22 protein-coding genes and 1 pseudogene are annotated in these 24385 nt (G+C 68.5%); 12 read left to right on the top strand and 11 right to left on the bottom strand.

Annotated elements, in window-relative coordinates:
- Positions 1-16: 16 nt before the first annotated feature.
- A complete protein-coding gene (locus JRI60_RS40665; RefSeq protein ID WP_239470016.1) occupies positions 17-1045 on the top strand; it encodes a serine/threonine-protein kinase in 1029 nt (342 codons plus the stop codon).
- Positions 1046-1048: 3 nt separating this feature from the next.
- Here JRI60_RS40665 and JRI60_RS40660 read toward each other — a convergent pair whose 3' ends face one another.
- Positions 1049-1684, bottom strand: coding sequence for a GNAT family N-acetyltransferase (locus JRI60_RS40660; RefSeq protein WP_204221387.1), 636 nt, complete (start codon positions 1682-1684; stop codon positions 1049-1051).
- A 155-nt stretch (positions 1685-1839) separates the two neighbouring features.
- On the opposite strand from JRI60_RS40660, the gene JRI60_RS40655 reads away from it, so the two are divergent.
- Positions 1840-2586, top strand: a complete 747-nt coding sequence (locus tag JRI60_RS40655) for a PP2C family protein-serine/threonine phosphatase (protein ID WP_204221386.1) — start codon at positions 1840-1842, stop codon at positions 2584-2586.
- Between the two features lie 6 nt (positions 2587-2592).
- Here JRI60_RS40655 and JRI60_RS40650 read toward each other — a convergent pair whose 3' ends face one another.
- The 3 genes from JRI60_RS40650 to JRI60_RS40640 form a co-directional block, all read right to left on the bottom strand.
- Entirely contained in the window at positions 2593-3024 is a 432-nt protein-coding gene (locus JRI60_RS40650) for an acyl-CoA thioesterase (RefSeq protein ID WP_204221385.1), read from the bottom strand.
- A gap of 20 nt (positions 3025-3044) precedes the next feature.
- Positions 3045-4352: a hydroxyacid-oxoacid transhydrogenase gene (locus JRI60_RS40645; protein ID WP_204221384.1), complete on the bottom strand. Its 1308-nt coding sequence runs from the start codon at positions 4350-4352 to the stop codon at positions 3045-3047.
- A 68-nt stretch (positions 4353-4420) separates the two neighbouring features.
- The gene (locus tag JRI60_RS40640; protein ID WP_204221383.1) at positions 4421-5761 is read right to left on the bottom strand and encodes a sigma 54-interacting transcriptional regulator; all 1341 of its coding nucleotides are present in this window, start codon (positions 5759-5761) and stop codon (positions 4421-4423) included.
- 32 nt (positions 5762-5793) lie between these two features.
- On the opposite strand from JRI60_RS40640, the gene JRI60_RS40635 reads away from it, so the two are divergent.
- Positions 5794-6726, top strand: coding sequence for a serine/threonine-protein kinase (locus tag JRI60_RS40635; protein WP_204221382.1), 933 nt, complete (start codon positions 5794-5796; stop codon positions 6724-6726).
- A gap of 9 nt (positions 6727-6735) precedes the next feature.
- Here the strand turns inward: JRI60_RS40635 and JRI60_RS40630 are convergent, their stop codons facing one another.
- Positions 6736-8556, bottom strand: coding sequence for an ATP-binding protein (locus JRI60_RS40630; RefSeq protein ID WP_204221381.1), 1821 nt, complete (start codon positions 8554-8556; stop codon positions 6736-6738).
- A gap of 368 nt (positions 8557-8924) precedes the next feature.
- Between JRI60_RS40630 and JRI60_RS40625 the strand changes: the two genes are divergently transcribed.
- On the top strand, positions 8925-11051 hold the full coding sequence (locus tag JRI60_RS40625; RefSeq protein ID WP_204221380.1) for a peptidoglycan-binding domain-containing protein: 2127 nt from the start codon (positions 8925-8927) through the stop codon (positions 11049-11051).
- Positions 11052-11346: 295 nt separating this feature from the next.
- Positions 11347-12942 carry an RICIN domain-containing protein gene (locus tag JRI60_RS40620; protein WP_204221379.1) on the top strand — a complete coding sequence of 532 codons (1596 nt, stop codon included), beginning with the start codon at positions 11347-11349 and terminating at the stop codon, positions 12940-12942.
- On the opposite strand, the gene JRI60_RS54985 is transcribed toward JRI60_RS40620, so the two are convergent.
- From JRI60_RS54985 to JRI60_RS40600, 5 genes and pseudogenes are all read right to left on the bottom strand, one after another.
- A complete protein-coding gene (locus JRI60_RS54985) occupies positions 12943-13191 on the bottom strand; it encodes a hypothetical protein (protein ID WP_343213358.1) in 249 nt (82 codons plus the stop codon).
- Between the two features lie 119 nt (positions 13192-13310).
- A pseudogene (locus JRI60_RS53820) lies at positions 13311-13556 on the bottom strand (IS3 family transposase); the annotation flags it as partial.
- Between the two features lie 57 nt (positions 13557-13613).
- Positions 13614-14066: a nuclear transport factor 2 family protein gene (locus tag JRI60_RS40610; protein ID WP_204221377.1), complete on the bottom strand. Its 453-nt coding sequence runs from the start codon at positions 14064-14066 to the stop codon at positions 13614-13616.
- A 48-nt stretch (positions 14067-14114) separates the two neighbouring features.
- Positions 14115-15401 carry an epoxide hydrolase family protein gene (locus JRI60_RS40605; RefSeq protein WP_204221376.1) on the bottom strand — a complete coding sequence of 429 codons (1287 nt, stop codon included), beginning with the start codon at positions 15399-15401 and terminating at the stop codon, positions 14115-14117.
- Between the two features lie 44 nt (positions 15402-15445).
- Positions 15446-15604 carry an alpha/beta fold hydrolase gene (locus tag JRI60_RS40600; protein WP_204221375.1) on the bottom strand — a complete coding sequence of 53 codons (159 nt, stop codon included), beginning with the start codon at positions 15602-15604 and terminating at the stop codon, positions 15446-15448.
- Positions 15605-15790: 186 nt separating this feature from the next.
- Here JRI60_RS40600 and JRI60_RS40595 point away from each other — a divergent pair, with 186 nt between their 5' ends.
- Both JRI60_RS40595 and JRI60_RS40590 read left to right on the top strand, forming a co-directional pair.
- On the top strand, positions 15791-16660 hold the full coding sequence (locus tag JRI60_RS40595) for a LysR family transcriptional regulator (RefSeq protein ID WP_239470015.1): 870 nt from the start codon (positions 15791-15793) through the stop codon (positions 16658-16660).
- 235 nt (positions 16661-16895) lie between these two features.
- Entirely contained in the window at positions 16896-17162 is a 267-nt protein-coding gene (locus tag JRI60_RS40590; protein WP_204221374.1) for a hypothetical protein, read from the top strand.
- Between the two features lie 24 nt (positions 17163-17186).
- Here the strand turns inward: JRI60_RS40590 and JRI60_RS40585 are convergent, their stop codons facing one another.
- Positions 17187-17948: an SDR family NAD(P)-dependent oxidoreductase gene (locus JRI60_RS40585; protein WP_204221373.1), complete on the bottom strand. Its 762-nt coding sequence runs from the start codon at positions 17946-17948 to the stop codon at positions 17187-17189.
- A gap of 102 nt (positions 17949-18050) precedes the next feature.
- Here JRI60_RS40585 and JRI60_RS40580 point away from each other — a divergent pair, with 102 nt between their 5' ends.
- From JRI60_RS40580 to JRI60_RS53815, 5 genes are all read left to right on the top strand, one after another.
- Entirely contained in the window at positions 18051-18422 is a 372-nt protein-coding gene (locus JRI60_RS40580; protein WP_204221372.1) for a DUF2019 domain-containing protein, read from the top strand.
- 45 nt (positions 18423-18467) lie between these two features.
- On the top strand, positions 18468-19646 hold the full coding sequence (locus JRI60_RS40575; protein ID WP_204221371.1) for an acyl-CoA dehydrogenase family protein: 1179 nt from the start codon (positions 18468-18470) through the stop codon (positions 19644-19646).
- A gap of 138 nt (positions 19647-19784) precedes the next feature.
- Positions 19785-20213: a hypothetical protein gene (locus tag JRI60_RS40570; protein WP_204221370.1), complete on the top strand. Its 429-nt coding sequence runs from the start codon at positions 19785-19787 to the stop codon at positions 20211-20213.
- Positions 20210-22429 carry an ATPase domain-containing protein gene (locus tag JRI60_RS40565; protein WP_204221369.1) on the top strand — a complete coding sequence of 740 codons (2220 nt, stop codon included), beginning with the start codon at positions 20210-20212 and terminating at the stop codon, positions 22427-22429. The genes JRI60_RS40570 and JRI60_RS40565 overlap by 4 nt, the downstream gene beginning before the upstream one ends.
- Before the next feature lie 39 nt (positions 22430-22468).
- Positions 22469-24343 (top strand): sensor histidine kinase, encoded by a 1875-nt coding sequence (locus JRI60_RS53815; protein WP_239470014.1) that lies wholly within the window; start codon positions 22469-22471, stop codon positions 24341-24343.
- Positions 24344-24385 lie beyond the last annotated feature (42 nt).

The following is a 24385-nucleotide window of genomic DNA, read 5'->3' as shown; positions in this document are numbered from 1 at the left end:
AGGGAGGGGTGCTGCCGTGACGGACGAGGAGCACGACAGCGGGGTGGCGTATCTCAACCCCGAGGAGAGCGCGGTGCCGGCACCGGTCCAGGCCCAGGCCGCCGTGCCCCGTTCGCGCGGGAGCGGCCCGGCGCGCACGCTGCTGCTGGGGAGCAGCGATCATCCTCATTCTGGCACCCACCCCGTCTCGGTGCGGGGGCTCATCCCGGGGCAGGTGGTGGCCGAGCGCTACCGGGTGGAGCGCTGGCTGGGCTCCGGCGGCAGCGCCATGGTGCACGAGGTGACGGACCTCACCACCGGTGAGCACCTGGCCCTCAAGGTGCTCGCCTTGCCGAGCGCGGATGCCTCGCAGATCGCCCGCTTCCGCCAGGAGGTGGAGCACGCGCGGGGGCTGGAGCATCCCAACATCGTGCGTGTCCATGACGTGGGGACGGATGGGGAGCGGCACTTCCTCACCACGGAGCTGCTGGTGGGGCAGGATCTCAAGCACCGCCTCCTGGGCCCCCGTCCGACGCTGGCGGAGGCGCTGCGGTGGCTCACGCACGCGGCGGCCGCGCTGGAGCATGCCCATGGGCGTGGCGTGCTGCACCGCGACGTGAAGCCGGGCAACCTCTTCGTCACGAAGCCGGGCGTGCTCAAGCTGATGGATTTCGGGCTCGCCAAGAGCGCGCACGTGGCGGGCGTGACGGCGCAGGGCGCGGTGCTCGGTACTCCCGAGTACATGGCTCCCGAGCAGATCTCCGGTGCGTTCGCGGTGTCGCCCGCGACGGACCTCTACTCGCTGGGGGTGGTGGCCTACGAGGTGCTCACGGGGCAGCTGCCCTTCCGCCACCCGCAGCCGGTGCCGCTCATGATTCTGCACGTGCAGCAGCCGCCCACGCCGCCGCGCACGCTCAGCCCGGGCCTGCCCGAGCCCTTCGAGCGCATGGTGTTGAAGCTGATGCAGAAGAAGCCGGACGACCGGTACCCGAGCGCCGCAGCGCTGCGGGCGGACCTGGCCCGGCTCTGGCCGCTCGCGCTGCCCCCGAAGGCGCCGTCCGTGTAGGGCCTACGGGCGGCCGGACTCGAAGAGGAGCGCGCCCGTGATGTCGTAGGCCTTCACGGGCATGCGCGCGGCGGGGCTCGTGGGGTACTCGCTGGCCAGCAGGGTGAAGAGCCACGTGTCCTCCGGGGGACCCCCATCGTTCCGGGGCCGCTGCCGCAGCGTCCCCTCCAGCGTGAAGCCCAGCTTGCGTGCCACCGCGGCACTGGGCTCGTTGCCCACCGCCACCTGGATGTCCAGGCGCTTCAATCCATCCACCTCGAAGGCCAGCCGGCTCAGCACCGAGAGCATCTCGGTGGCCACTCCCTTTCCCGCGTGCCGCGAGCTCACCCAGTACCCCAGCTCCCGAGCGCCTTCTCCCGCGCGCTTGAAGAGCGCCAGCTCGCCGAGAAACTCCCGCTCGTCGGCATCGAGCACCGAGTAGATGCGGTCCTCGTCCAGGTCGAACCTGCCGCGCAGGCGGCGCAGCACCTGGACGTGCTCGGCCACGGGACGGGGCTCGTCCTTCGCCCAGGTGAACCACGGGAGGAGCGCCTCGCGGCTGGCCTCGACGGCGGCCTGACGGAGGGCGGCCAGCTCCGGCGAGGGACAGCGGAGGGCGAGTCGCTCGGTGCGGATGAGATAGGCGGGAGGTTGGGCCATGGAGGGCCACGCTAACGGATTGGGGTCTGGAGTCCCCACCGCGTGGACGCCCCGGCCGGGCCCCTGGAGTGTGCGGACCCCAGGATGTCCTGTCTTTTCGCGGGGTTGGCGTCGGCCTCCCCCTTGCTCCTGTCGGGGGCCAGGAGGAACAGCCGATGCGAATCGACAGCGCGGGATGGACGCACGTGGGACGCCGCTCCCACAACGAGGATGCCTGGGCGGTGCGGGCGGACCTGGGCCTGTTCGTGGTGGCCGATGGTCTGGGGGGATACGAGGGCGGTGAGGTGGCCAGCCGCTGCGTGGTGGACACCTTCTCTGGCTTCTGCGAGCGCGTGACCCACGACCCCGACGCCACCTGGCCCCACCGGCTCCGGCCGAGCCGCAGCCGCGAGGAGGACCTGCTCTTCAACTGCACGTGGCTCGCCCAGCGCGCGGTGCTCTCGCGGCGCGTGGGGAAGCTGCGCGAGATGGGCTCGACGGTGGTGGCGCTCGCCTTCGGGGCCCGGAGCGCTGCCGTGGCGCACGTGGGAGATAGCCGGTTGTACAGGTTGAGGGACGGGCAGCTGGAGGCACTGACCCGGGACCACTCCATCCTGGAGGAGATGCGCCAGGCGGGAGTCGAGACGCCCGAGCGGAGGGAGAGTCCCTACGGGCACCTCATCACCCGTGCGCTCGGGACGGACGCCGCCGAGCCCACCGTGCAGCGGCTCGAGGTGCGCGCGGGGGATGTGTACCTGCTGTGCTCGGATGGCTTGTACGAGCCGCTCGGGCCCAAGCGCCTCGCCGCGCGGTTGGGGCAGGGGAGCGCCGCCGGTGTCGCGGAGACCCTCGTGGAGGAGGCCTACGCGGCCGGGGGGCACGACAACATCACCGCGGTGGTGGTGGACGTGCGGGCGGGGTAGGGCCGGTCAGGTCACGGAGATTCGCGCGAGCGCCTCACGCAGGCGCTCGGGCATCGCCACCGCCTTTCGCGACTGGCGGTCCACGAAGACATGCACGAAGTACCCGTGGGCCGCGGCCTGCTCCTCGCCCTCCTTGAAGATTCCGATGCCGTAGGTCACCGAGCGGTTGCCGAGCTTGTCCACGCGCAGGCCCGCCCGGAGGCGGTCGGGATACGCGAGCGGGGCGCGGTAGGTGCACCGCGACTCCACGACCAGTCCGATGATGGGGCTGGCGACGATGTCCAGGCCGCCCTCGTGGATGAGGTAGTGGTTCGCGACGGTGTCGAAGTAGCTGTAATAGGTGACGTTGTTGATGTGGCCGTAGACGTCATTGTCCATCCACCGGGTGGTGATGGGCAGGAAGTAGCGGTAGCGGTCTGTGCTCTCGGCTTCGGACATGTCGGTTGCCTTCGCTTCGCCTACCAGTAGCGCAGCGCCTTGTGGAACAGCTCGGAGAGGACGGGCCGGGTCATCTCCCGGGGGGCGTTCTGGAGCAGGCGTTGCTGCGGGTAGGCGCCTTCCGTGAGGGCCGCGACGTCGGCCTCGGTGTAGCCGACTCCGCCGAGGCCGTTGGGGATGTGCACCGCGCGCATGATCTGGATGATCTTCGCGGCGAGCACCTCGCCAGCATCCCCGGGCGTGGCACCGCGCACGTCCGCGCCCAGCCACTGCGCGGCTTCCAGGTGGCGCTCGGGGCTCACCTCGGCGGTGTAGCGGAACACGGCGGGGGCATTCACGATGACGGCCATGCCGTGCGGCACCAGGGGCTCGTCCTGGGGATAACCCGAGGGGCGGAAGTCGCGCACCAGGCCGGCCACGGCGTAGGCCATGCCGTGCGGCGCGTGCACTCCAGCGTTCCCGAAGGCGATGCCGGCCAGCGTGGAGGCCCACATCAACTGCTCGCGGGCCTCGTGGTCGTTCGCATCCGCCACCGCGCGCTCCAGGTACAGGCCCATCAGGCGCAGCGCCTCGCGGCAGCCGAGGTCGCTCCACGGGTTGGCGCCCTGGCTCATGGGCCGCAGGCTCGGACGCGACGGTGCGGGACGGCGCACGTAGGGCCGCGCGGTATAGGACTCCAAGGCGTGGGAGAGCACGTCAAACCCGCTGGCGGCCACGACCTCGCCGGGCAGGGTCGCGGTGCAGTCCGGGTCGATGAGCGCCTCGGTGGGCCGCAGCGCGGGCGAGGCGATGCCCGTCTTCGCTCCCATCGAGAGCAGGTCGAAGATGGTGATGCCGGTGACCTCGCTGCCCGTTCCCGAGGTGGTGGGGCAGGCGATGTGCGGCTTGAGCGGACCGGGCACCGGGCGGCCCTCGCCCACGGGCGCGTTGACGTAGGCCAGGAAGTCCGCCGGATGCGTGGCGTAGAGGTTGGCGGCCTTGCAGGTGTCGATGACCGAGCCTCCGCCCAGGGAGATGTAGCCATCCGGCCGGGCCTCCGAGGCGAAGCGCGCCGCCTCCAAGAAGGACTGGTCGGTGGGCTCGACGTGCACGTGGGTATAGACGACCACGTCCAGCCCGGCGGCGCTCAAGGACTGGTGCACCTTCTGGAAGTGCGGCAGCCGGGCCATGCGCTCGTCCGTGAACAAGGCCACGCGCTTCATCCCGAGCGCTCGGGCGCGGTCACCCACCTCGGCCAGGCAGCCGCGGCCGAAGGTGATGCGCGAGGTGTCCACGGTGAAGGCGCCGTCACAGCCTTCGCCCACCGGGTGGTAATGGCAGCAGCCCATCGATTCCCTCCTGTCCGTTCGCCGCGCACTGTACTGCGGATGGCCCGGCGCGGAGGGGGTACTTCCCGTCAAGGCGGCTCGGTGTCTTCTGGTAGGAGACCGTGGCGCCGGGCCAGGGTTCGCAGGTGCTTGCGATCCACTCCGGCCTGCCGCGCGGCCTCCGAGAGGTTGCCTCCCGCTCGGGCCAGCACGTCCCGCAGATAGTGCCGCTCGAAGGCCTCCAGCACCGCCTGCTTCGCCTCCGCGAAGGGCAGGTCCGTGCGCAGCGGCACCTCCGGCCCCGTGCCATGCGGTTGGAGTGACAGGCGCAGCTCCTCGAAGCCGTGCGCCCGGGGAGAGAGCACCAGCGCCCGCTCCAGCACGTTGCGCAGCTCGCGCACGTTGCCCGGCCAGTCATGCCCGGAGAGCAGCTCCAGCCCCGGGCCGTGGATGACACCCGGCTCCAAGCCCCTGCGGCGCAGCAGGTCCGCCACCAGCAACGGCAGATCCTCCCGGCGCTGGCGCAGCGGGGGCAGGGGGAGGGTCACCACCGCCAGCCGGTAGTAGAGGTCCGGGCGGAACGTGCCCTCGGCCACCGCCAGCGACAGGTCCACCCGCGAGGCCGCCACCACCCGCACGTCCACCGCCTGCTCGGCGTCGCCTCCCACGGGGCGCACCCGGCGCTCCTCCAGCACGCGCAGCAGTCGCGCCTGCACCGAGGGCGGGATGCCCGCCAGCTCGTCGAGGAAGAGCGTGCCGCCATGGGCCCGCACGAAGGCACCCGAGCGTGCCGCCAGCGCTCCCGTGAAGGCGCCGCGCACGTGTCCGAAGAGCTCGCTCTCCACCAGCCCCTCTGGCAGCGCGCCGCAGTCCACCGCCACGAAGGGCCCCTTGCGCCGGGCGCTCGCCTCGTGGAGGGCGCGCGCCACCACCTCCTTGCCCGTCCCCGTCTCGCCCTGGATGAGCACCGTGGTGTCCGTGGGGGCCACGTGCTCCAGCACCGCGAACAGCTCGCGCATGGCGAGGCTCTCGCCCACCAGCTCTCCGAAGCGCCGGGCCTGGCTCGGGGCCACCTCCCACGGCTGCCCCTCGGACTGGATGCGCAGGAAGCTCCGCCCCACCTTGAAGGTGGCTCCCACGCGCACCCGCACCTCGCCAATCCGCGAGCCCTCGTAGAGTGTGCCGTTGCGGCTGCCCAGGTCCCTCACCACGAAGCCCGCCGCCTCCGCGTGGAGCTCCAGGTGCTCGCCCGAGACGCGCGGATCGCTCAGCCGCAGCGCGCACCCCTCGCGCGTGCCCACCCGCACCGGCGTCTGCCCGAGCGCCACCGCGCGCCCGGTGTCGGGCCCGTCGACGACGACGAGCTGGCAGCGCCGGGGCGGGGTGTTCCCGGGGGCATCCTGTTGGGTGGAGAGGACGGTCTCGGACACGGGGTTGCGCTAGTCTAGGCCGGGTGAGGGAGTTGCCGCGACAGCTGGGCCCCTACCGCCTCGTGCGCCGGCTCGGCGCGGGGGGCATGGCCGAGGTGTTCCTCGCGCTGGCCTTCGGCGCCAGCGGTTTCGAGAAGCGCGTGGTGCTCAAGGTGCTCCGCCCCGAGCACCAGGGCAATCCCACCTACGAGCGCATGTTCCTCGAGGAGGGCCGGCTGGGCGCGAGGCTGAGCCACCGCAACCTCGTGGGGGTGCACGACCTGGGATACGCGGACGGCGCCTACTACGTGCGGCTGGACTACGTGGAGGGCGCGGACCTGGCGAGCCTCCTGGCGCGCGGGCCGCCCGGGGTGCCGCTGGCCCTCTTCGTGGCGGACGAGCTGGCCCTGGCGCTCGCCGCGGTGCACGGCCTGGAGGACGAGGCGGGGCGGCCCCTGGGGCTGGTGCACCGGGATGTCACGCCCTCCAACGTGCTGGTGTCCCGGCTGGGCGAGGTGAAGCTGGCGGACTTCGGCATCGCCAAGGCCACGCTGCTGCGAGACCAGACGCGCTCCGGGGTGCGCAAGGGGACGTACGCGTACATGTCCCCCGAGCAGGTGCGCGGTGGCGCGGTGGGCCCCGCGAGCGATCTCTTCTCCCTGGGCACCACGCTCCACGAGCTGCTCACCGGGCGGCGCCCCTTCGATGGGGAGACGCCGCTGGAGACGATGGAGCGCATCCGCGAGGCGGACGTGGGGCCGCTCGAGGACGTGGACGAGGAGCTCCGTCCCGTGCTCCGGGCCTGCCTGGCGCGGAGGCCGGAGGACAGGCCGGGGTCCGCCGAGGAAGTGCGCCGGATGCTCTCCCCGCCGCGGCGCGCGCGCCCCGAGGCCGGGCCGCCGGAACTGGCCCGCTGGGTGCGCGAGACCCTGGGCGCCGCGCGGGAGGGAGGCCGCGCCGAGGAGACCGTGCTGGAGGACTCGTGAGGCCGCCGGTCAGCTGGACGCGCGCTGGCGTGGCAGATCCACGGTGAAGGTGGCTCCCTGGCCCGGCGTGCTCTCGGCCCGCACCGTCCCGCCCATCGCATCGATGATCTGCCGTGTCACATACAGGCCCAGGCCGAGCCCTCCGTAGTGCCTCTCCGACACGGCGCGCTCGAAGCGATTGAAGATGCGCCCCAGCGCCTCGGGTTGGATGCCAATGCCTTCATCCCGGACCTGGAGCCGGGCACGGTCGTCCCCGTGCTCGACGAGGACGTGGATGGGCTTGCCGGCCCCGTACTTGATGGCGTTGGACAGCAGGTTCGTCAGGACCTGCTCCAGCCGGAGCCGATCCCACCGGCCGACGACGGGCCCCTCCACGTGGAGCTCGAGCCCGCTCCCGGCGCGCTCCGCTTCGGGGTTGAAGCGGGCCGCGACCTCGCGTGCCACCTCCGAGAGGTCCACCTCCTCGAGCTGCAACTTCATACGTCCGGTGCTGATCCGCGACACGTCCAGGAGCTCGTTCACCAGGTCCGACAGGCGCTTCACCTGCCGGCGCATCACCTCCACCTCCTTGCGGAGACGTTCGGCCATGGGGGAGTCCGGGTCGGCCTCGATGGCCCGCGCGAGCGACTGGAGCCTGAGGCTCAGCGGGGTGAGCGGCGTGTTCAGCTCGTGGCTGGCGACGGAGAGGAACTCGTCCCTCAGGCGCACGGCCTCCTGAAGCTCCGCCAGGAGCCGTTCGCGCTCGGCCTGCTGTCGCTTGTCCTCCGTGGTGTCCCTCAGCTCGATGACGGTGCCCACCGCCTTGCCCCGCTCGAGGATGGGACTCGCCGTGAAGGCGACCGGGTAGAAGCTTCCGTCCTTGCGGACGAACACGTCTTCTCCCTGATCCTGGGCCCGGGTCAGCAGGGCCCGGTCGATGGGGCACTCCGATATGGGGTAGGGCGTTCCATCGGGCCGGGTGTGGTGGATGAGCTCATGCAGGGGCTTGCCCTGCACCTCCTCCAGGGTGAAGCCGGTGATCTTCTCGGCCGCGGGGTTCATGAAGACGCAGTGCTGGCGGGCGTCCATCAGCAGGAGTCCCAGTCTGGCGTTCTGGGTGATGGTGGTCAGGCGCCGCTCGGCGGCCTCGAGCCCTCGCCGCGCCAGCACCTGCTCGGTCACCTCGGAGCTGAAGACCATCACCCCGTCCGGCTTTCCGTCCGGCCCGGGCATGGGCTGGTAGACGAAATTGAAGTAGCCCGTGCGCGGATGCCTGGGGTCTCCCACCGGGGCGGAGACTTCCTGGCCGGAATAGGGCTGACCCGTCCGGTACACGCGGTCCAGCTGCTCGAACAATCCCAGGCCCTCCAGCTCGGGCTGCACCTGTCTCACCGGCTTGCCCAATATCTCCCGATGGCCGAGCAGCTCCGCATGGAGGGGGTTGCTGAGCTCGAAGACGTGCTCGGGTCCCCGGTGGATGGCGATGATGGCGGGGGCCCTCATGAAGAGGGTGTGGAGCCGTGCGCGCTGCGCCTCGGCCTCAGCCCGAGCGGCTCGCGCGCGCACGTTCAGCCGGGTGATGAGGGTGGCGACGGTGATGAAGAGGATGACCGACAGCACCTCTCGGTGGCGCAGGGCCAGCGAGTGCCCCGGAGGCAGGAAGAAGTAGCTGCCCAGCAGGGCGGAGAGGCCGGTGCTCGTCAGGCCGGGCCCCCATCCTCCCTTCCACCCCGAGAGCATCACCGCGCCGAAGAAGATGATGAACGGCGTGGTCCTGACGTAGGGATAGAGAAGGAGCTGAATCAGCAGGGCCACGGTCGTGACCAGGACGGCGAAGCCATGGGTCAGCAACGGGGACTGATCCCAACTCCTGCTCCCTCGAACCGCCAGTGGCAATGGCTCTCCCAGACTGTCCACGCTGCGTACCAGACCGGCAGGGCAACCGCACTGGAGTCGTAGATGCTCTACGGATACTGAACAGCTCACGGGTCCGGCTGGGACAGCGGGAAACCAACGTGCCCGAATGGGACGGGGCCGCGAGGCGGGCCGATGTCAATCCCCCTCAGCCCTCTTCTTCCTCTGGACCTTGGCGCACCAATCGTCGGGGAGGAGGAAACATTTTGTATCAAATGGACGATGATTTCCTTGAACTCAACATCGCGCGGCCCGGGCGAGAGCGCTCGCCTCCTGGCCACGGGTGAGCTGCAAGGAGCGTCATCATGGGGGTCTCCAGCGTCGGAAGCGGGTCGAGCAACAACGTCAGCGGCAAGAGCGATACCAGCGGCGCTGAAGAGGCGGCACGGAAGGCAGCGGAGGCGGCGCGGAAGGCGACCGAGGCGTCGCGCAATGCCGACGCCTTCCAGGAGCCCGCGCGGCGCAACACGCTCGCCACGGGAGGTGGCGGCTCCAACCCGACGCTGGCGTCGTCCGATCAGCCCTCCTTCCGCGTGGGCTACGGCGGCGTGATGCGCGCCAACCTGGAGACGGCCAGCACGCCGGACGCGCAGGCGAAGCAGTACATCGAATCCCAGTTCCAGGCGAAGCTCGGCCGCGCGTGCGGCAACCCGGAGGAGATTCTCGCCCAGGCGAATGCGTCCGGTGCCACCTCGCAGGAGGCCATCCAGGAGTTCGTCGACGGCATGATCGACGGGAGCCCCGAGAAGGCGGCGTTGAACACCATCAACGAGAGCTTCAAGGAACTGCTCGGCCGCGAGCTGAGCGTGTCCGAGCAGCAGTCGTGGTTGAAGGGCTCGGGCCTGCAAGTGGATGGCGACTTCGCGCGCAACTGCCGCTCGCGAATCATGGCCAGCGACGAGTTCCGCATCCAGCACCCGGAATTGGCGGACACGTCCGCGGCCAGGGGCCAGGCGGCGGTGGACTACATGAAGCAGTACCTGGGCCAGCGCACCATGGACACGCCGCTCAATGGCTTCCATCGCAACGACCCGGACAACAACTGCGCCAACGCGGTGTGCGCGGCCCTGAAGCAGGCGGGCCTGTTCAACGGCAAGCCCGCGGACGCCAACGTCGTCCAGCTGAGCAAGGACCTGCAGGCGGCCGGCTGGACGGCGGTGGACCCGAAGGACGCGCGTCCTGGCGACGTCATCATCATCAACGGCGGCCAGCACACCGAGCTGGTCGAGAGCAACGTCAACGGCCACCTGCAGTCCATTGGTAGCAACAACGTGGTCAGCGCCTCGGGCGAGGTCCTGGCCACCCAGAACATCTCCGTGGAGAAGAACCCCTGGTTCATGAGGGGCAACAACCAGGTGCTCATCCTGCGCGCGCCCCCGAGCGGAGGCGCGGTGCCGGGCAGCGGCACCACCAGCGGTACGGGCACGAGCAACACGGGCACGAACAGCACGGCGAGTGGGGTGAGCGCGCCCTCCGCGCAGCTGGCCTACGACGGGGGCACCACCTACAGCGCCGACGTGGTGAAGCTGCAGCAGGCGCTGGTGAAGGCTGGCTACATGGACGCCTCGGTGCTGTCCGGAGGCGGTGGCCACTACGGCGACAAGACGCGCGCGGCGGTGGCGCGGCTGCAGGCCGACTACGGCATCGTGGGGGATGGGGGCGAGCACTACGGGCCCCGGACGCGGAACGCGCTCACCGAGGCCCTGGACAAGGTCTCCGGCAACAGTGGCCCCGGAGGCGTGACGCCCTCCACGGGCTCGCCGGCACCCGCGGGCAGCTACGAGGCCGCCCTCCAGGCCGCGGTCCGGAACGCGCCCAGGCCGGGCGATCCCAACATGGACCGCTACTGGCTCAACTACGTGAAGAACGACGTGGTGCCCAAGCTGGAGGCGGCCGGTGTCAGCCGCGAGGACATCAAGAAGGTGCTCGAGTTCTCCGTCACCGAGGCGCTCACGCACGTGGGCAACCTCGGCTACAAGCAGGCGGACGGCTCGCCCCAGACGCCCATCAGCGCGAGCAACCTGGGTGACAACCGCCAGGGGGACCGGACCAACTACGAGACGGCCACCCCGGACGGCTTCGCGCCCTACACCCCGCGCTCGGGCAACTGGCAGGTGGGCATTGGCGGCAACCAGGTCTACGACGCCATGGCGAAGGACCCGTCCCCCCTGCAGAAGGCGTTCGAGAAGCTGTACCCGGGCCAGTCGCCGCAGCAGGTGGGTCAGCGGATGCTCGAGCTGATGGGGGACAACTCCAGCACCTTCCCCAACCTGAGCTGGAAGGACATGAACGGCAACTTCGACAACGCGAAGTGGGCCTCCATCATCCTGAGGGATCCGGCCATCAGCATCTACCTGCAGACGAAGAACCCGGATGCGCTGCGCGGGCGGCCGGGCGGCACCGCGCTGGTCAACGAGGTGTTCGGGTCGTAGCTCCCGCGTGGAGCGCTTGTTGGGGCCTGTTCGCCAGCGAGCCAGTGGGGTTCCAGGCGAGGCTCTTCTTCCTGGCGGTGCCCGCGCTGGCCGCACTGACCCTGGTGATCCTGGCTCGCTGACTCGAGCCTTTCCCAGAAAACGAGAGGAATTGCGCCGCTTCCTGGCTGCCTTCTCCAGGATGCAGGCACCTGCTTAGTCTTGATTTGTTTGTTTTGCGCATTATGGTCCGCGGGTCAACCAATTCAGCTGCTGTATTGAAAGGGGTGCCTGAATGCGTGGAGCCGCTTCTCGTTTGTTTCTGCTGTCCCTCGTGGGTGCCATCACGCCGAGCTGCGGAGTGGCCACCTCTGATGGCGGGTTGGACGAGGTCATCGGAGGCTCCGTCGAGGCGCTCTCCGTCGATACCAGCAAGACGTACAACATCGTCGGAGTGGGAAGCGACAAGTGCGTACAACCCAGGGGCGGTAATACGGGCGCTGGTACCGAGGCGGTGATCTCCACCTGCAGCGGGGGCGCTGCCCAGCAGTTCCAGTTCATCGCGCAGTCGGGCGGCTACTACAGCCTCAAGAATGTCTCCAGTGGACTGTGCCTCGACGTCACGGATGCATCGACGAGCAGCGGCGCCTTGATCAAGCAGTGGTCTTGCTCGGGCGGGGCCTACCAGCAGTTCCTGGTCGAGGACACTGGCGGCGGTACGGTGAAGCTGACAGCTCGTCACAGCGGCCTGGTGATTGACGTCATCGGCGGGGGGACGAGCAACGGGACGGGGCTACAGCAGTGGGGTTGGGGGGGATCGACGAACCAGAAGTTCAAGCTGGTGGCCAGCGGCACGAGTGGGGGTGGCGATCCCTGCACCCTCTCCCTCTCCGACAAACCCAACGGCTTCGCCGCCGAAGGCGGTGGCACCACGGGTGGAGGAAGTGCCACTCCGATCCAGGTCACGACGACGAGCCAGCTCAAGCAGTACCTGGAGGATGGCCAGGCCCGTGTGCTCCACATCATGAATGATCTGGACTTCAGGACCGCGGCGCGCACCGTGTCGGGATGCGAGAAGAAGGCCTCCTGTGACTCCCAGGGCAGATCCATCAAGGAGTTCCGGGTCGCGAGCACCTGCAATTCGGACGAGGTGACGTCCACCCGTACGCGCAACGAGACCACCCTCAACGTCAAATCGAACAAGACGGTGATTGGCATGGGCGACGGCGTCACCCTCTACGGAGTGTCGTTCAACCTCGGGAGTCAGGAGAATTTGATCTTCCGCAATCTCGACATCCGCGACGTGAACCCGGGCCTCATCGAGGCGGGTGACGGATTCACGCTCACCTCGTCGAAACACGTGTGGATCGATCACTGCTCGTTCGCGCTCATCAGCGATGGCTACATCGACGTTGGCACCACGGCCGCCGAGACCAGCATTCATCCCGACTACATCACGCTCTCGTGGAGCTACATCGATGGGCGGACTCCGTACCAGTGTGGCGGTCAGCACAGCTTCGTGAACTTCGCCAACAACGCCAGGATGACCTGGCACCACAACTGGTACGACACCAGCTCGGGAAGAAACCCGAAGCTCGGCGGCGCCCTGATGCAGGCCCACCTCTACAACAACTACTGGCTCAACACGACCTACTTCTGCATCACCGCCGCGGAGAATGCGCAAGCGCGCGTCGAGAGCAACTACTTCGAGAACGCGAGCAGGCCGCACTGGCTCCAAGCGCCGGGCGCGATCGCCATCGACAGCGGGAACGTCTACACCGGCACCTCGGCGTCCAGCACCCGGGACGTCGGCGGCAGCGTGTTCACGGTTCCCTACTCGTACACCAAGGACAGTGGCACGACCGCGAAGGATCGCGTCAAGGCGTGCTCTGGACCGCAGCGGATTCAGTAGTCACCGCCGCGCTTCCAGCCACTGAGACACCTCGGCCGCCCTGGACGTGTGGCCACGGCGGCACCATTCCTCATGCACGCGGGTGGCCAGCTCGAGGGCACGAGGGCGCTCCCGCTTCGACTCCCAGAGGGCCTGTGCCAGCACGAACCGGACCTCCGTGCCCGCCTGCTCTGGCGCAAGCCTTGACGCACGCTCGAGCAACGGCACGGCCGCCGCGGGCCTGCCGCGCGCCAGCTGGAGCAATCCCATCCCCGTGAGCGGCTCCGCCAGCCCGGCGTGCTCCTTCGGCTGTTCTTGCAGCGCCAGAGCGCGAGTCAGCTGGCGCTGCGCTTCCAGCGGCGCTTCTTGCGAGCAGCCAAACCCTGTTCCTCTTCGGCCAGGGCCCGGTCCGACTTGTCCCGCTCGGACGCCGGGCGCTGCTTCCAGGCGTAGTAGCCCGAGCGAGATACGCCCAACTGCTGGCACATGAAGTCGATGGGGAAACAGGCCCTCTCCGCGTCAATGAACTCGAACTTCACTTCGAGGTCTCCTTCGCGAAGAAGGCCGCCGCTTTTTTTTCGGACCCCCTCGGCCCTGAACTCCGGGGTGAAACTCCGCCTCTTTCTTCGCTCCATGAACACTACCTCCCGTGCAGCCGACTTATGAGGTGTGTCCACAAAACCGGGGCAGGCTCACTTCACGGGCGGGTGCGTCAAAGCGGCTTCGAGATTCGTGAGAACCCCGAGCTGACCCAACAGGATTGTCGCGGCCGTATAGCAGTGGAACGACTGGACCTTGCCGTCTTTCAATTTGAATACGTCACAGCATGGCGCGTGTATCTCCCTGCCCGTCGCGGGGATTGTGCCAGCAGGCAGCTCCAACGGTCCCCGATGCGTGCCGTTCAATGACAGCTCCACGACGACGACATCACCGCTCACATGGAAGTCGTGGAGTTCCCGGTGCATGTCAGGGAATGCCGTCGCATAAATCTCGACCGTGCGGCCAATCTCGTTGCCATGATATTTGCGGCCCGCTGACACATCGTAGAAATAGCCGCTGTCCGCGAATAACGACACGAACTTCTTGACGTCCTGGACTTCCGCGGCCTGGTAGAGCGCGCGGATCACCTGTTCGTTCGTAGCCATTGCGATTCTCCTCGTCAGTTCATGGGTGAAGGTTTTGGGGCGGCGGCGTCAGCCCCGCCGGATGGCGCGGAACGCCTTGCGCAGCTCGTCCGCGAACAACGCTGGCTGCTCGAAGGCGGCGAAATGCCCGCCCTTGTCCACCTCGCCCCAGTAGAGCAGGTGGGGCCACATCGCCTCGGCCCAGCTCCTGGGCGCGCGGTAGAGCTCACGCGGGAAGATCGTCGCCGCCATGGGCAGCTCGATGCGCCCCGCCGAGAAGCCGGAGGGTTTGCCCTGCGAGTTCTGCCAGTAGATACGCGCCGAGGAGGCCGCCGTGTCGGTCAGCCAGTACAGCGTGATGTTGTCGAGCATCTCGTCCATCGTCAGGGCGTCCTCGGGGTTGCCCTGGTTGTCGGTCCAGGCCTGGAACTTCTCGTAGATCCACAGCGCCTGGCCTGACGGGGAGTCCGCCAGCGCATAGCCAATCGTCTGTGGGCGCGTGGCCTGCTCCTTGAAGTAGCCGTACTGTTCGTTCGCGAAACGCCCGGCGGCGTCGATCGCGGCCTTCTCCTCGGGCGTCGGCTGGTCCGGCAGCTTCTCTGGAAACACGAGCGGCCAGTTGACGTGCGCGGCGACCAGTCCGTCCGGGCGGAGATGCCCGAGCGCATGGGTGACACCGGAGCCCCAATCGCCGCCCTGGGCCACCCACTTCGTGTAACCCAGCCGCTGCATCAGCACGCCCCAGGCCCTGGCGATGCGCGTGACATCCCAGCCCGTCTCCGCGGGCTTGTCGGAGAAGCCAAATCCAGGGAGCGAGGGAATCACCACGTGGAAGGCATCCTCGGCCTTTCCTCCGTAGCGGGTGGGCTCGGTGAGCGGGCCGATGACCTTCAGGAACTCGACGATCGAACCGGGCCAGCCATGGGTGAGGAGGAGCGGCAGCGCGTCGGGATGGGAGGATTTGACGTGCAGGAAGTGGATGCCGAGTCCGTCGAGCTGGGTCCGGAACTGGGGGAAGGCATTCAGCCGCGTCTCGAACTTCCGCCAGTCGTATTGGTCACGCCAGTAGGCGATCAGCGCCTGCGCCTTGGCGAGCGGGACACCCTGTGACCAGTCGTTCACCGTCTCGCGCTCGGGCCACCGTGTCGCCGCCAGCCGGCGCTCGAGGTCGTTGAGCGCCGCTTGGGGAATCGAGACGCGAAAGGGTGTCACCTTCGGGGTGGCGGAGGGCAGGGGGCGCGTCGCCGCCGCGGCGAGCGTCTCGCCACCCACCGCGGCGAGGGCCGACGCCCCCGCCATCATCCCCAGGAGCTGGCGGCGGGAGGGCTGGCTCGGATGGTTCTTGGTGTCGTTCATGATCTGCTCCGGTCCTGAGCGTGGAGGGCGGTGGAGCGCGGTGGCTATTTCAGGAAGTCGGCGAGGTAGCCGAGGGTGGCCTCCGGCTTCTCCTCGGCGATGAAGTGTCCGCTGCCCTCGACCTTGATCACGCGCAGATCCGAGGCCTTGCCCGACAGGGTGGCCTTCAACCACCCGTAGCCCGGGCCGCCAAGGCCGAGCACCGGCATCGTCAGCCTGGCGTAGGTCCCGTCATCGACGATGTCCTGCGGAAAGGCCTGGTACCAGGCGTTGCCCGCGCGGATCGCATCGCGGCTGGCATAGGCGGCGGCATAGACGGCGCGATCACGCGCATCGATGGCGCTCTCGTCCTTGAGCAGGTAGCGGAAGAACCATTCCTGTTCGAGGTGGTGGAGGAGCGGTCGTTCGCGGCGGCCGCGCGAGCCATGGGTCTGTCCGTGGCGACGGTCTCGCGTGGCGTCAGCCGGCTGGAGGAGCGGCTCGGAGCGCGGCTCTTCAACCGCACCTCGCGCAAGCTGGCGCTGACGGCGTTCGGGCGGACGATCGCTGAGAGCGCGAGCCGCATCTATCGTGACGCCGAGGAGGTGGAGGGCGCGGCGCGGGAGCTGTCCGCCCGGCCTCGCGGCCTCATCCGCCTGGCGGTGCCGATGTCCTTCGGCTTGCGCTGGGTGACACCTCTGTTGCCGGAGTTCTTCCGTGCCTATCCGGAAGTGTCGATCGACCTTCATCTTTCGGATGCGACCGTGGATGTGGTGGGGCAGGGCTTCGACGCGGCGCTGCGGATCGCGGTGTCCCTGGATCCATCGCTGGTCGCGCGACGCCTCTGTCAGGTCTCACGCTTCATCGTCGCGGCACCGAGCTACCTGGAGCGGCATGGCCGGCCGAAGCACCCTCGCGACCTGAACGGGGGTGACTGCCTTGGATATGCCTATCGTGCGCGGAGCGACGTCTGGAGGCTCGCCAATGCCGCTGGCGACGAGGCGGTCATCACGCCCAGCGGACGGCTTCGCGTCACCAACGCGGATGCCTTGGTGCCGACCGTCCTGGCGGGCCTCGCCATCGCGGAACTGCCCGAGTTCATCGCGAGCGAATACCTCCGCGATGGAAGGATGGAGGCGATCCTGACGGATTGGACGCTGACGAAGGGCGGCCTCTACTTCGTCACGCCCGAGGCTCGGGTGCGCCCGGCCAAGGTCGAGGTGCTGGCCGATTTTCTCGCTGACCGTCTCTCGAAGCCCGCGTGGCGCTGGCCGCGCTGAGGAATCTTCCATGACCAAACGAAAAACCAGGAATGGCTCTGGCTCTCTCTCGAGTCGGCTGCCTCAGCTGATCTCCGTTCTACAAAAGGCCACGGACCTCTTCGAGGAAGAGGCGTGGGAGCGGCTGGGAAGTGGAAACAGGTCTCTCTTCGAGAGCATCCAGGAAGCGCGAGCCTTCTACGCTCGAGCCGCTCGCACTCCGGTCCACCCCGTCAGGAAGATGGAGTGGGGGGCGATGGCCGAGATCCACGTGACCTCCTGGCTCCAGGACAAGGTCGTCGAGAGCGGTGTGGTCCATTTCTTCGAGGGACCGCTCACGGGCCACGACCAGTTCCAGAGGATCGTCCGGCAACGACTCGGCGAGGATCTTCCGCTCACGCCGATGATCCCCGCCTCGTACGGGAAGGTGGGGGACCGTTGGAGTGTGTCGGCACATAGCCGCGACGAGAACCACGATCGCCATGACTATGAAATCAAGGCGATCTACTCCGTGGGAAGCTGATGTCCGCCCGATGCGGCCCCTGCTTCAGCCCGCTTCGCCACCGTCGATGTTGTAGGCCGCGCCGGTGATGGTGGCCGCCGCGTCCGAGGCCAGGAAGACGCACAGCGCGGCCACCTCCTCCGGCTGGATGACCCGGCCCATCGCGTTCATGTTCGCCAGCGCGGCGTGCGCCTCCTGCTCCGAGCGGCCCGTCGTCTTGGAGATGGCCGCCTTCGCGTTGGAGAACATGTCCGTCTCCACCCAGCCGGGGTTGACGATGTTCACCGTCACGTTCTTGCGTGCCCACTCCACCGCGAGCGACTTCGTCAGCCCCAGCAGCGCGTGCTTCGAGGCACAGTAGGCCGAGGTGTACTTCACCCCTCGGGTGGCCGCGATGCTGCCGATGTTGATGATCCGCCCGCCGCCCGCCGCCGCCATGGCCGGAATCAGCTCGCGGCTGAAGAGGAAGGGCGCGGTCACGTTCACCGCCATCACCTTCTGGAAGTCCTGCGTCGTCGTCTTGTTCAACGGCGCCGACACGGTGATGCCCGCGTTGTTCACCAGCACCCGGGGCGTTCCCGCTTCCAGGATGCGCTTGCTCGCCGCGAGCACCGCCGCCTCGTCCGCCACGTCCACCGCCAGCGGGCGCACCGCGTCGCCCGTCTCGCGCTGGAGGGACTCCAGCGCGTCCGCGGCCCGCGCCAGGGCCCACACCTCGTAGCCCTCCTTCGCGAAGGCCTGCACCAGGGCGCGCCCGATACCGCGGCTCGCGCCCGTCACCACCGCCATCTTCTTGGAAGTCTTCATGACCCCGGAGAATACCCGGCCCTCGTTCGTGTGGCTCGCCCGATGATATGAGAAACAACGCGCTTTTGGATTGAGGATCCTGCGGCGGTTTGGACTCATCCCATGAAGAAGACGGACCTCAAGAAGCTTCCAACGGGAGAGTTGATTGAGAATACCAGGTCCCTTTCCGCCGAGAGGTGGCGTGCCATCTATGCGGGCAAGCCGAAGGAGGGAAACCGCATGTTCGATCTTCTCGTTGCGATTCATCGGGAGCTGCGGGCAAGAGGCATGGATGCGCAGCGTCAGTTATTGAAGTTGCTCGACGATCCAGACCCAGGCACTCGTTGCTGGGCTGCCGCGGCGGTCTTGGAGTTCGCGCCGGACGAAGGGGAACGTGTGCTGATCGAACTCGCCAAACACGCTGAAGGTCTGGTGGGGTTTTCCGCGGAGTGGACACTGGAGAAATGGAGGGAGGGCACCTTCAAACCCCTCTGATGGTGATACAAGCCACCATCCGTTCACCCCCCGGAGGACTCCCCCATGCCCCGCGCGGACATCACCGACCTCTTCCGCATCGACGACCTGCTCTCTCCCGAGGAGAAGGCCGCTCGCGACACCGTCGCCCGCTTCGTCGACACCGAGGTGCTCCCCATCATCGGCACGCACTTCCGCGAGGGCACCTTCCCCGCCCACCTCGTGCCCCGCATCGCCGAGCTGGGCGTGCTCGGCGCCAACCTCCAGGGCTACGGCTGTGCCGGAATGAACACCGTCAGCTACGGCCTCTGTCTCCAGGAACTGGAGCGCGGGGACTCGGGGCTGCGCTCCTTCGCCTCCGTGCAGGGCTCGCTCTGCATGTTCCCCATCCACGCCTACGGCAGCGAGGAGCAGAAGCAGCGCTTCCTGCCCGGCATGGCCCGGGGCGAAATCATCGGCTGTTTCGGGCTCACCGAGGCCGACTTCGGCTCCAACCCCGGCGGCATGCGCACTCGCGCCCGCCGGGACGGCGACTCCTGGGTGCTCAACGGCTCCAAGGCCTGGATCACCAACGGCACCATCGCCAACGTGGCCGTCGTCTGGGCCAAGACCGATGACGGTGGTCCCGAGTCCATCCGCGGCTTCCTCGTGGAGAAGGGCATGCCCGGCTTCACCGCTCGCGAGATTCCCGGGAAGTTCTCCCTGCGCGCCTCCACCACCAGCGAGCTGTCCTTCCAGGACGTCCGCGTGCCGGACGGCAACGTGCTGCCCGGCGTCACGGGCCTGCGCGGGCCCTTGTCCTGTCTCAACAACGCGCGCATGACGATCGCCTTCGCCGTCACCGGCGCCGCCATCGCCTGCTTCGAAGGCGCTCGCGAGTACTCGCTCTCCCGCGGCCAGTTCGACAAGCCGATCGCCGGCTACCAGCTCACCCAGGAGAAGCTGGCGGACATGCTGCAGGAGATCGTCAAGGCGCAGCTGCTCTCGCTGCGTCTGGCGCGCCTCAAGGACGAGGGCAAGGCCACGCCCGTCATGGTGAGCCTCGCCAAGCGCAACAACGTGAAGGCCGCGCTGGAGATCGCCCGCGTGGCCCGGAGCATCTACGGCGCCAACGGCGTCACCGATGCCTACCCGCCCATCCGTCACATGCTCAACCTGGAGAGCGTCTTCACCTACGAGGGCACCCACGAGGTGCATACGCTGGTGCTCGGCAAGGCCATCACCGGTTACGACGCCTTCAGCTGAGAAGGAGAGCTCGCTCTCGCTCGGGCATTGCCTCTACCCGACAGGCACGCTTCTCGGGAGTGGACTTCCCCGGTCACTCCTGATTTAGGGCTCATCAAGCGGCTTCGAGTCCCCACTGCGGCCCGTGGAAACCCAGAGATGTCCGAGCGGAACATCCACAGCGAGACGGTGAGGGCCTGGCGCGAGGGCTGGGCGGGGACCCTGTCGCCGCAAGAGCTGATCGACCTCTACGACCGCGCCTTGGATGCGCTCTGGCGCCGGACCCACCTGAGTCTGGGGGAGATCACCCTCATGGCCATCGTGGACCGGGTGCTCCACCATGGGACCGAGAAGTTCCCGCACCTCGCGGCGCTCAAGGTCGAGACGAGCGGCGTGCACCTCGGGCCACTGGGCCCGGCCGTCGCGGGCCTCGAGCTGGCGTTGCTCGATGAGTCCCTCGCGTTCCTGGTCGTCGAACTGCTGCGGGTGCTCGGGGCTCTTACCGGAGAGATCCTCACGCCGGGCCTCCATGCGGAGTTGCACAAGGTGCGGGTCCAGCCAGCGGAAGAGAAGGGTGGAAAGGCATGAGCGGTCCAGGTGAGAAGCCACCGATCGACCGGCTGGAGACGGGCATTCCCAACCTGGATGCCATCCTCCAAGGAGGCCTGCCCAAGGGAATGACGGCGGTCATCGCCGGCCCTCCGGGCTCGGGCAAGACCATCCTCACCCAGCAGGTGTGCTTCCACCACGCCACCCAGGGTGGCCGGGTCCTCTACTTCAACACCCTCTCCGAGCCGACCGCCAAGACGCTGCTCTACCTGCGGCCCTTCTCCTTCTTCGATCCGAAGCTGCTCGAGGAACGCATCCGCTTCATCGACCTCGGACTGATGCTCCGGACCAAGGGGCTCGAGCTGACGGCCAACCTGCTGATGGAGCAGCTCAAGCAGTTCAAGCCCTCGATGGTGGTCATCGACAGCTACAAGGTCTTCGATGACCTCTCCCAGTCGGCCGAGGAGCTGCGCAAGTTCACCTACGAGCTCATCGTCCGGCTGATGGCCTGGGAGTGCACCACCTTCCTGCTCGGGGAGTACAGCACCGACCACTTCGAGCACCCGGCCTTCTCCGCCATCGACGGCATCATCACCGTCACGCAGAGCTCGCTGTCCGGGGAGCAGCAGCGGTTGCTGCAGATCATCAAGATGCGCGGCACCGGGCACAGCCGCGACAAGCACCCGTTCATCATCACCCAAGCCGGCATCGAGGTCTACGCGCCGAGCCTCACCCTGCGGCGCAAGCGCCGCACCGGACAGAGCCCGGTGGAGGCCAGCCGCTTGCGGACCGGCGTCTCCAGGTTCGATGAGCTCCTCGGCGAGGGCATCCCCCCCGGCTCGAGCATCATCGTCTCGGGCGTGTCGGGCTCCGGCAAGACGGTGCTGGGGCTGGAGTTCATCTACCGGGGTGCCCGGGACCATGGCGAGAAGGGCATCTTCTTCTCCTTCGAGGAGACCGAGGAGCGCCTGTGCTCCACCGCCCGGGGGCTGGGCTGGGAGCTGGAGCGGGAGATCGAACGAGGGCTGGTGCGGATCGTCTTCATCCCCCAGCCGGACATCCTGGTGGATCGGCACATCCTGGAGATGCAGCGTCACGTCGAGTCCTTCGGGGCCCGGCGCGTGGTGCTCGACTCGATGTCGGTCTTCCTCCACAAGATCGACGACAAGCGCCTCGTGCGCGACAAGGCGTTCTGGCTGGCCAACATCGTGCAGAACCAGGAGGCGGTGGGCCTCTTCACCAACGACGTCCCCGCCGGTACGGCGCAGTACACCCGCTTCGGTGTGGAGGAGACGGTGATGGACGGGCTCGTCCTCCTCTCGTGGGAGCAGGAGGGCCTCGAGCGCCGCCGCTATATCGAGGTGAACAAGCTGCGCAACACCGCACATGCCAGGGGCCGGCACGCGATGAGCATCGCGCATGGGGGCGTCCGCATCTTCCCGCGGCTCGACGAGTCGTTGGCCCGAGAGCCGCGCATCCCGCTCGCGCCTCGCCGGGGGCGGCTCTCCTCTGGCGTGCCGCAACTCGATGCGCTGGTGGGCGGCGGGCTGCTCGACGGCAGCGTGACCTTGGTCTCGGGTAGCCCTGGGACAGGCAAGAGCACCCTCGGCCTGCAGTTCGCGCTCGAGGCGGCGCGCACCAGCGAGCGCGCCCTCTACATCACCCTGGAGGAAGGCCCCACCCAGCTCCTCCAGGGGGCCGAGGAGATGGGGCTGCCGCTGCGGGAGGCGCTCGAGGCCGGGACGGTGGAGATCCTCTACCTGCCGCGCGAGCAGCTGCACGCGGCGCGCTTCCTCAACGCCGTGGAGGAGCGGGTCTCCAGCCTGGCTCCCTCCCGGTTGGTGCTCGACAGCGTCAGCGACATCGAGCTCCAGGGCAGGGTTTCCGAGGAGCTGCGGTGGTTGTTCTACGGACTGGTCATCCGCCTGCGTGGCCTGGGAGTGACGAGCCTCTTCACCCTGGAAGCGCGCTCTCTCTTCCTCGCCGACACCCTCAGCGAGCACGGGCTGTCTCCACTCGCCGACAACATCCTCATGTGCCGTTACGCCCAGGAGAACGGCCTGCTCGTCCCGGTGCTGACCGTGGTGAAGACCCGTGGCAGTATACACGACAGGGGGAGCCATTGCCTCCTCCTCGGGGCTGGGGGACTGCGGCTGGGTAGCCGGTTCGGGGGAGCGCCCCCACCTTCCAGTGAAGCGAAGAAGGAAGTGAAGAAGAGACGGGGTCCGGCGCCCGGCCAGAAGCGCAGGAAGTAGAGGCGGACGGCGAGGTGGCCACCGTCAGGGGGTCATCTCGTGGACGAGGGGAGCCTGTCGAATGTCGAGGCACCGCGGGTGAGCCCTCCCCAGGCCTTCCGCGCGCTCGAGCATGCCTGGCGTCACCTCGACTACCTGTATGAGATCAGCAAGCTGCTCGCCGGCTTCGAGGGAACGGAGCGCACCTTCCCCGAGGTGATGGCGCTCACCTCCCAGGCGCTGCTCCTGCGCACCGCCCTCCTGCTCGTGGGGAGGGACCCGGGCGGCGAACCCCACCCGGACCGCCCGCTCCTGACCGTCTGGCACGTGCGGGAGGTGACGGCCGCGCAGCTCTCCCTGGCGGCAGAGCAGGCAGCATCCACGTATGCCTGGCTGGTGGGGGTGAAGGAGGTGGAGCCCCAGGGCGAGGCGGTGGTCGGGCGGAAAGGACCGGGGGGGTGGTTCGTCCCGGAGTCTCCCGCGCGGGCCTCGCCGACCTTCATCACCCTCCCGTTGGTGGCCAAGGGGCGCGTCTTCGGCACGCTCCAGGTGGAGGCGGCCCAGGTGCTCGTCGAGGAGGGGCTTGCCTTCCTCGATGCGGTCGCCAGCCAGCTCGCGGTGGCCCTGGACCGGCACCATGCCCTGCGGCGCGAGGTGCACCTGCGCGAGCGCGCGGAGGCGCTCGAGCGTGTCCAGTGGGAGCTCCTGCAGCGCGAGCGCCAGGCACACCTGGAGGCCGAGACGGCCCACCGGCGCCAGGCCTTCATGGCCGAGGCTGGCGCCGTGCTCGCCGCCTCACTGGACTACCGCGCCTCGCTTCCTGGCATCGCGCGCCTGCTGGTGCCCTCGTGGGCCGACTGCTGCGTCATTGATCTCCTGCAGTCGGGCCCCAGCGGTACCGAGCGTATCGCCATGATGGCCGTCGAGCCGACCGGGTCCCCTCCCGGGAGCGAGTCCTTCGTGGCCCGGCTCCTCGCCTCCCATCCCTGGGTGGCCTCCCCGGCGAGCGCCGAGGGCCTACCGGAGGGGCACGTGCCGGTGGAGCGGGCCGAGTGGGAGGGTCTGCCCTCCAACGTCCGCCTGCTCATCCAGGTGCGGGGCCGTACGCTCGGGACGCTGAGCCTCATCGCCGCCCAACCGGGGCGCTATGGTCCGGCCGACATCGCCCTCTTCGAAGTGCTCGCCCAGCGCATCGCGACGGCGGTGGACACCGCGCAGCTCTTCCAGCAGGCGCAGGAGGCGGTGCGTTGGCGCGAGGAGATGCTCGCGGTCGTCTCCCACGACATCAAGACGCCGCTGCTGGTGGTGAGGTTGAACGCCGAGATGCTCCTCAGGGCCGCGCGGCCTCCCGACGAGGAGCGCCGGCACCGTGGCCGCCGCCACCTGGAGAGCATCCTCCTGGCGACAGGGCAGATGCGCGACCTCATCGCGGGTCTCCTCGACCGGGCGCGTCTACAGGGGATGCCCATGCCGCTGGCGCCCCAGCCGTGGACGGTGGACGAGCTCTTCCGGCAGGCGCTCGAGGTGCTCCAGCCGCTCGTCCTGGAGAAGTCCCAGGAATTGAAGGTGGAGGTGTGCCCGGGGCTGCCGCGCGTGCGCGCCGACCGGGAGCGCATCCTCCAGGTGCTCTCCAACCTGGTGGGCAATGCCATCAAGTTCACCGCCAAGGGAGGTACCATCTCCCTGCGGGCCCGGCAGGTGGATGGGTCGGTGCGCATCTCGGTGAAGGACAACGGGCCGGGCATCTCGTCCGAGGACCTGCCGCATCTCTTCGAGCGCTTCTGGCGGGCGTCCAGTGTGAGTGAGCGGGGGACGGGGCTCGGGCTGAGCATCGTCAAGAGCATCGTGGATGCACACGGCGGCACCCTCTGGGCGGAGTCCCAGGTGGGGGCCGGCAGCACCTTCTTCTTCACCCTGCCGGTGGCCGGGCCCTGAGCCCGGTTCCTGTCGAGCAACACCGAACCGCATGCCCAGTCG

It is taken from the genome of Archangium violaceum (assembly GCF_016887565.1).
Classification (GTDB): Bacteria; Myxococcota; Myxococcia; order Myxococcales; family Myxococcaceae; genus Archangium; species Archangium violaceum_B.
This window is presented reverse-complemented; position numbering and strand designations above follow the sequence as displayed.

Excerpts from the sequence above, each read along its gene's own strand:
- JRI60_RS40655 (WP_204221386.1), top strand. The coding sequence starts at position 1,840 with ATGCGAATCGACAGCGCGGGATGGACGCACGTGGGACGCCGCTCCCAC.
- JRI60_RS40660 (WP_204221387.1), bottom strand. The coding sequence starts at position 1,684 with ATGGCCCAACCTCCCGCCTATCTCATCCGCACCGAGCGACTCGCCCTC.
- JRI60_RS40575 (WP_204221371.1), top strand. The coding sequence starts at position 18,468 with ATGCCCCGCGCGGACATCACCGACCTCTTCCGCATCGACGACCTGCTC.
- JRI60_RS54985 (WP_343213358.1), bottom strand. The coding sequence starts at position 13,191 with ATGGGATTGCTCCAGCTGGCGCGCGGCAGGCCCGCGGCGGCCGTGCCG.
- JRI60_RS40590 (WP_204221374.1), top strand. The coding sequence starts at position 16,896 with ATGGCCGAGATCCACGTGACCTCCTGGCTCCAGGACAAGGTCGTCGAG.
- JRI60_RS40610 (WP_204221377.1), bottom strand. The coding sequence starts at position 14,066 with ATGGCTACGAACGAACAGGTGATCCGCGCGCTCTACCAGGCCGCGGAA.
- JRI60_RS40605 (WP_204221376.1), bottom strand. The coding sequence starts at position 15,401 with ATGAACGACACCAAGAACCATCCGAGCCAGCCCTCCCGCCGCCAGCTC.
- JRI60_RS40565 (WP_204221369.1), top strand. The coding sequence starts at position 20,210 with ATGAGCGGTCCAGGTGAGAAGCCACCGATCGACCGGCTGGAGACGGGC.
- JRI60_RS40585 (WP_204221373.1), bottom strand. The coding sequence starts at position 17,948 with ATGAAGACTTCCAAGAAGATGGCGGTGGTGACGGGCGCGAGCCGCGGT.
- JRI60_RS40625 (WP_204221380.1), top strand. The coding sequence starts at position 8,925 with ATGGGGGTCTCCAGCGTCGGAAGCGGGTCGAGCAACAACGTCAGCGGC.
- JRI60_RS40650 (WP_204221385.1), bottom strand. The coding sequence starts at position 3,024 with ATGTCCGAAGCCGAGAGCACAGACCGCTACCGCTACTTCCTGCCCATC.
- JRI60_RS40570 (WP_204221370.1), top strand. The coding sequence starts at position 19,785 with ATGTCCGAGCGGAACATCCACAGCGAGACGGTGAGGGCCTGGCGCGAG.
- JRI60_RS40645 (WP_204221384.1), bottom strand. The coding sequence starts at position 4,352 with ATGGGCTGCTGCCATTACCACCCGGTGGGCGAAGGCTGTGACGGCGCC.
- JRI60_RS40580 (WP_204221372.1), top strand. The coding sequence starts at position 18,051 with ATGAAGAAGACGGACCTCAAGAAGCTTCCAACGGGAGAGTTGATTGAG.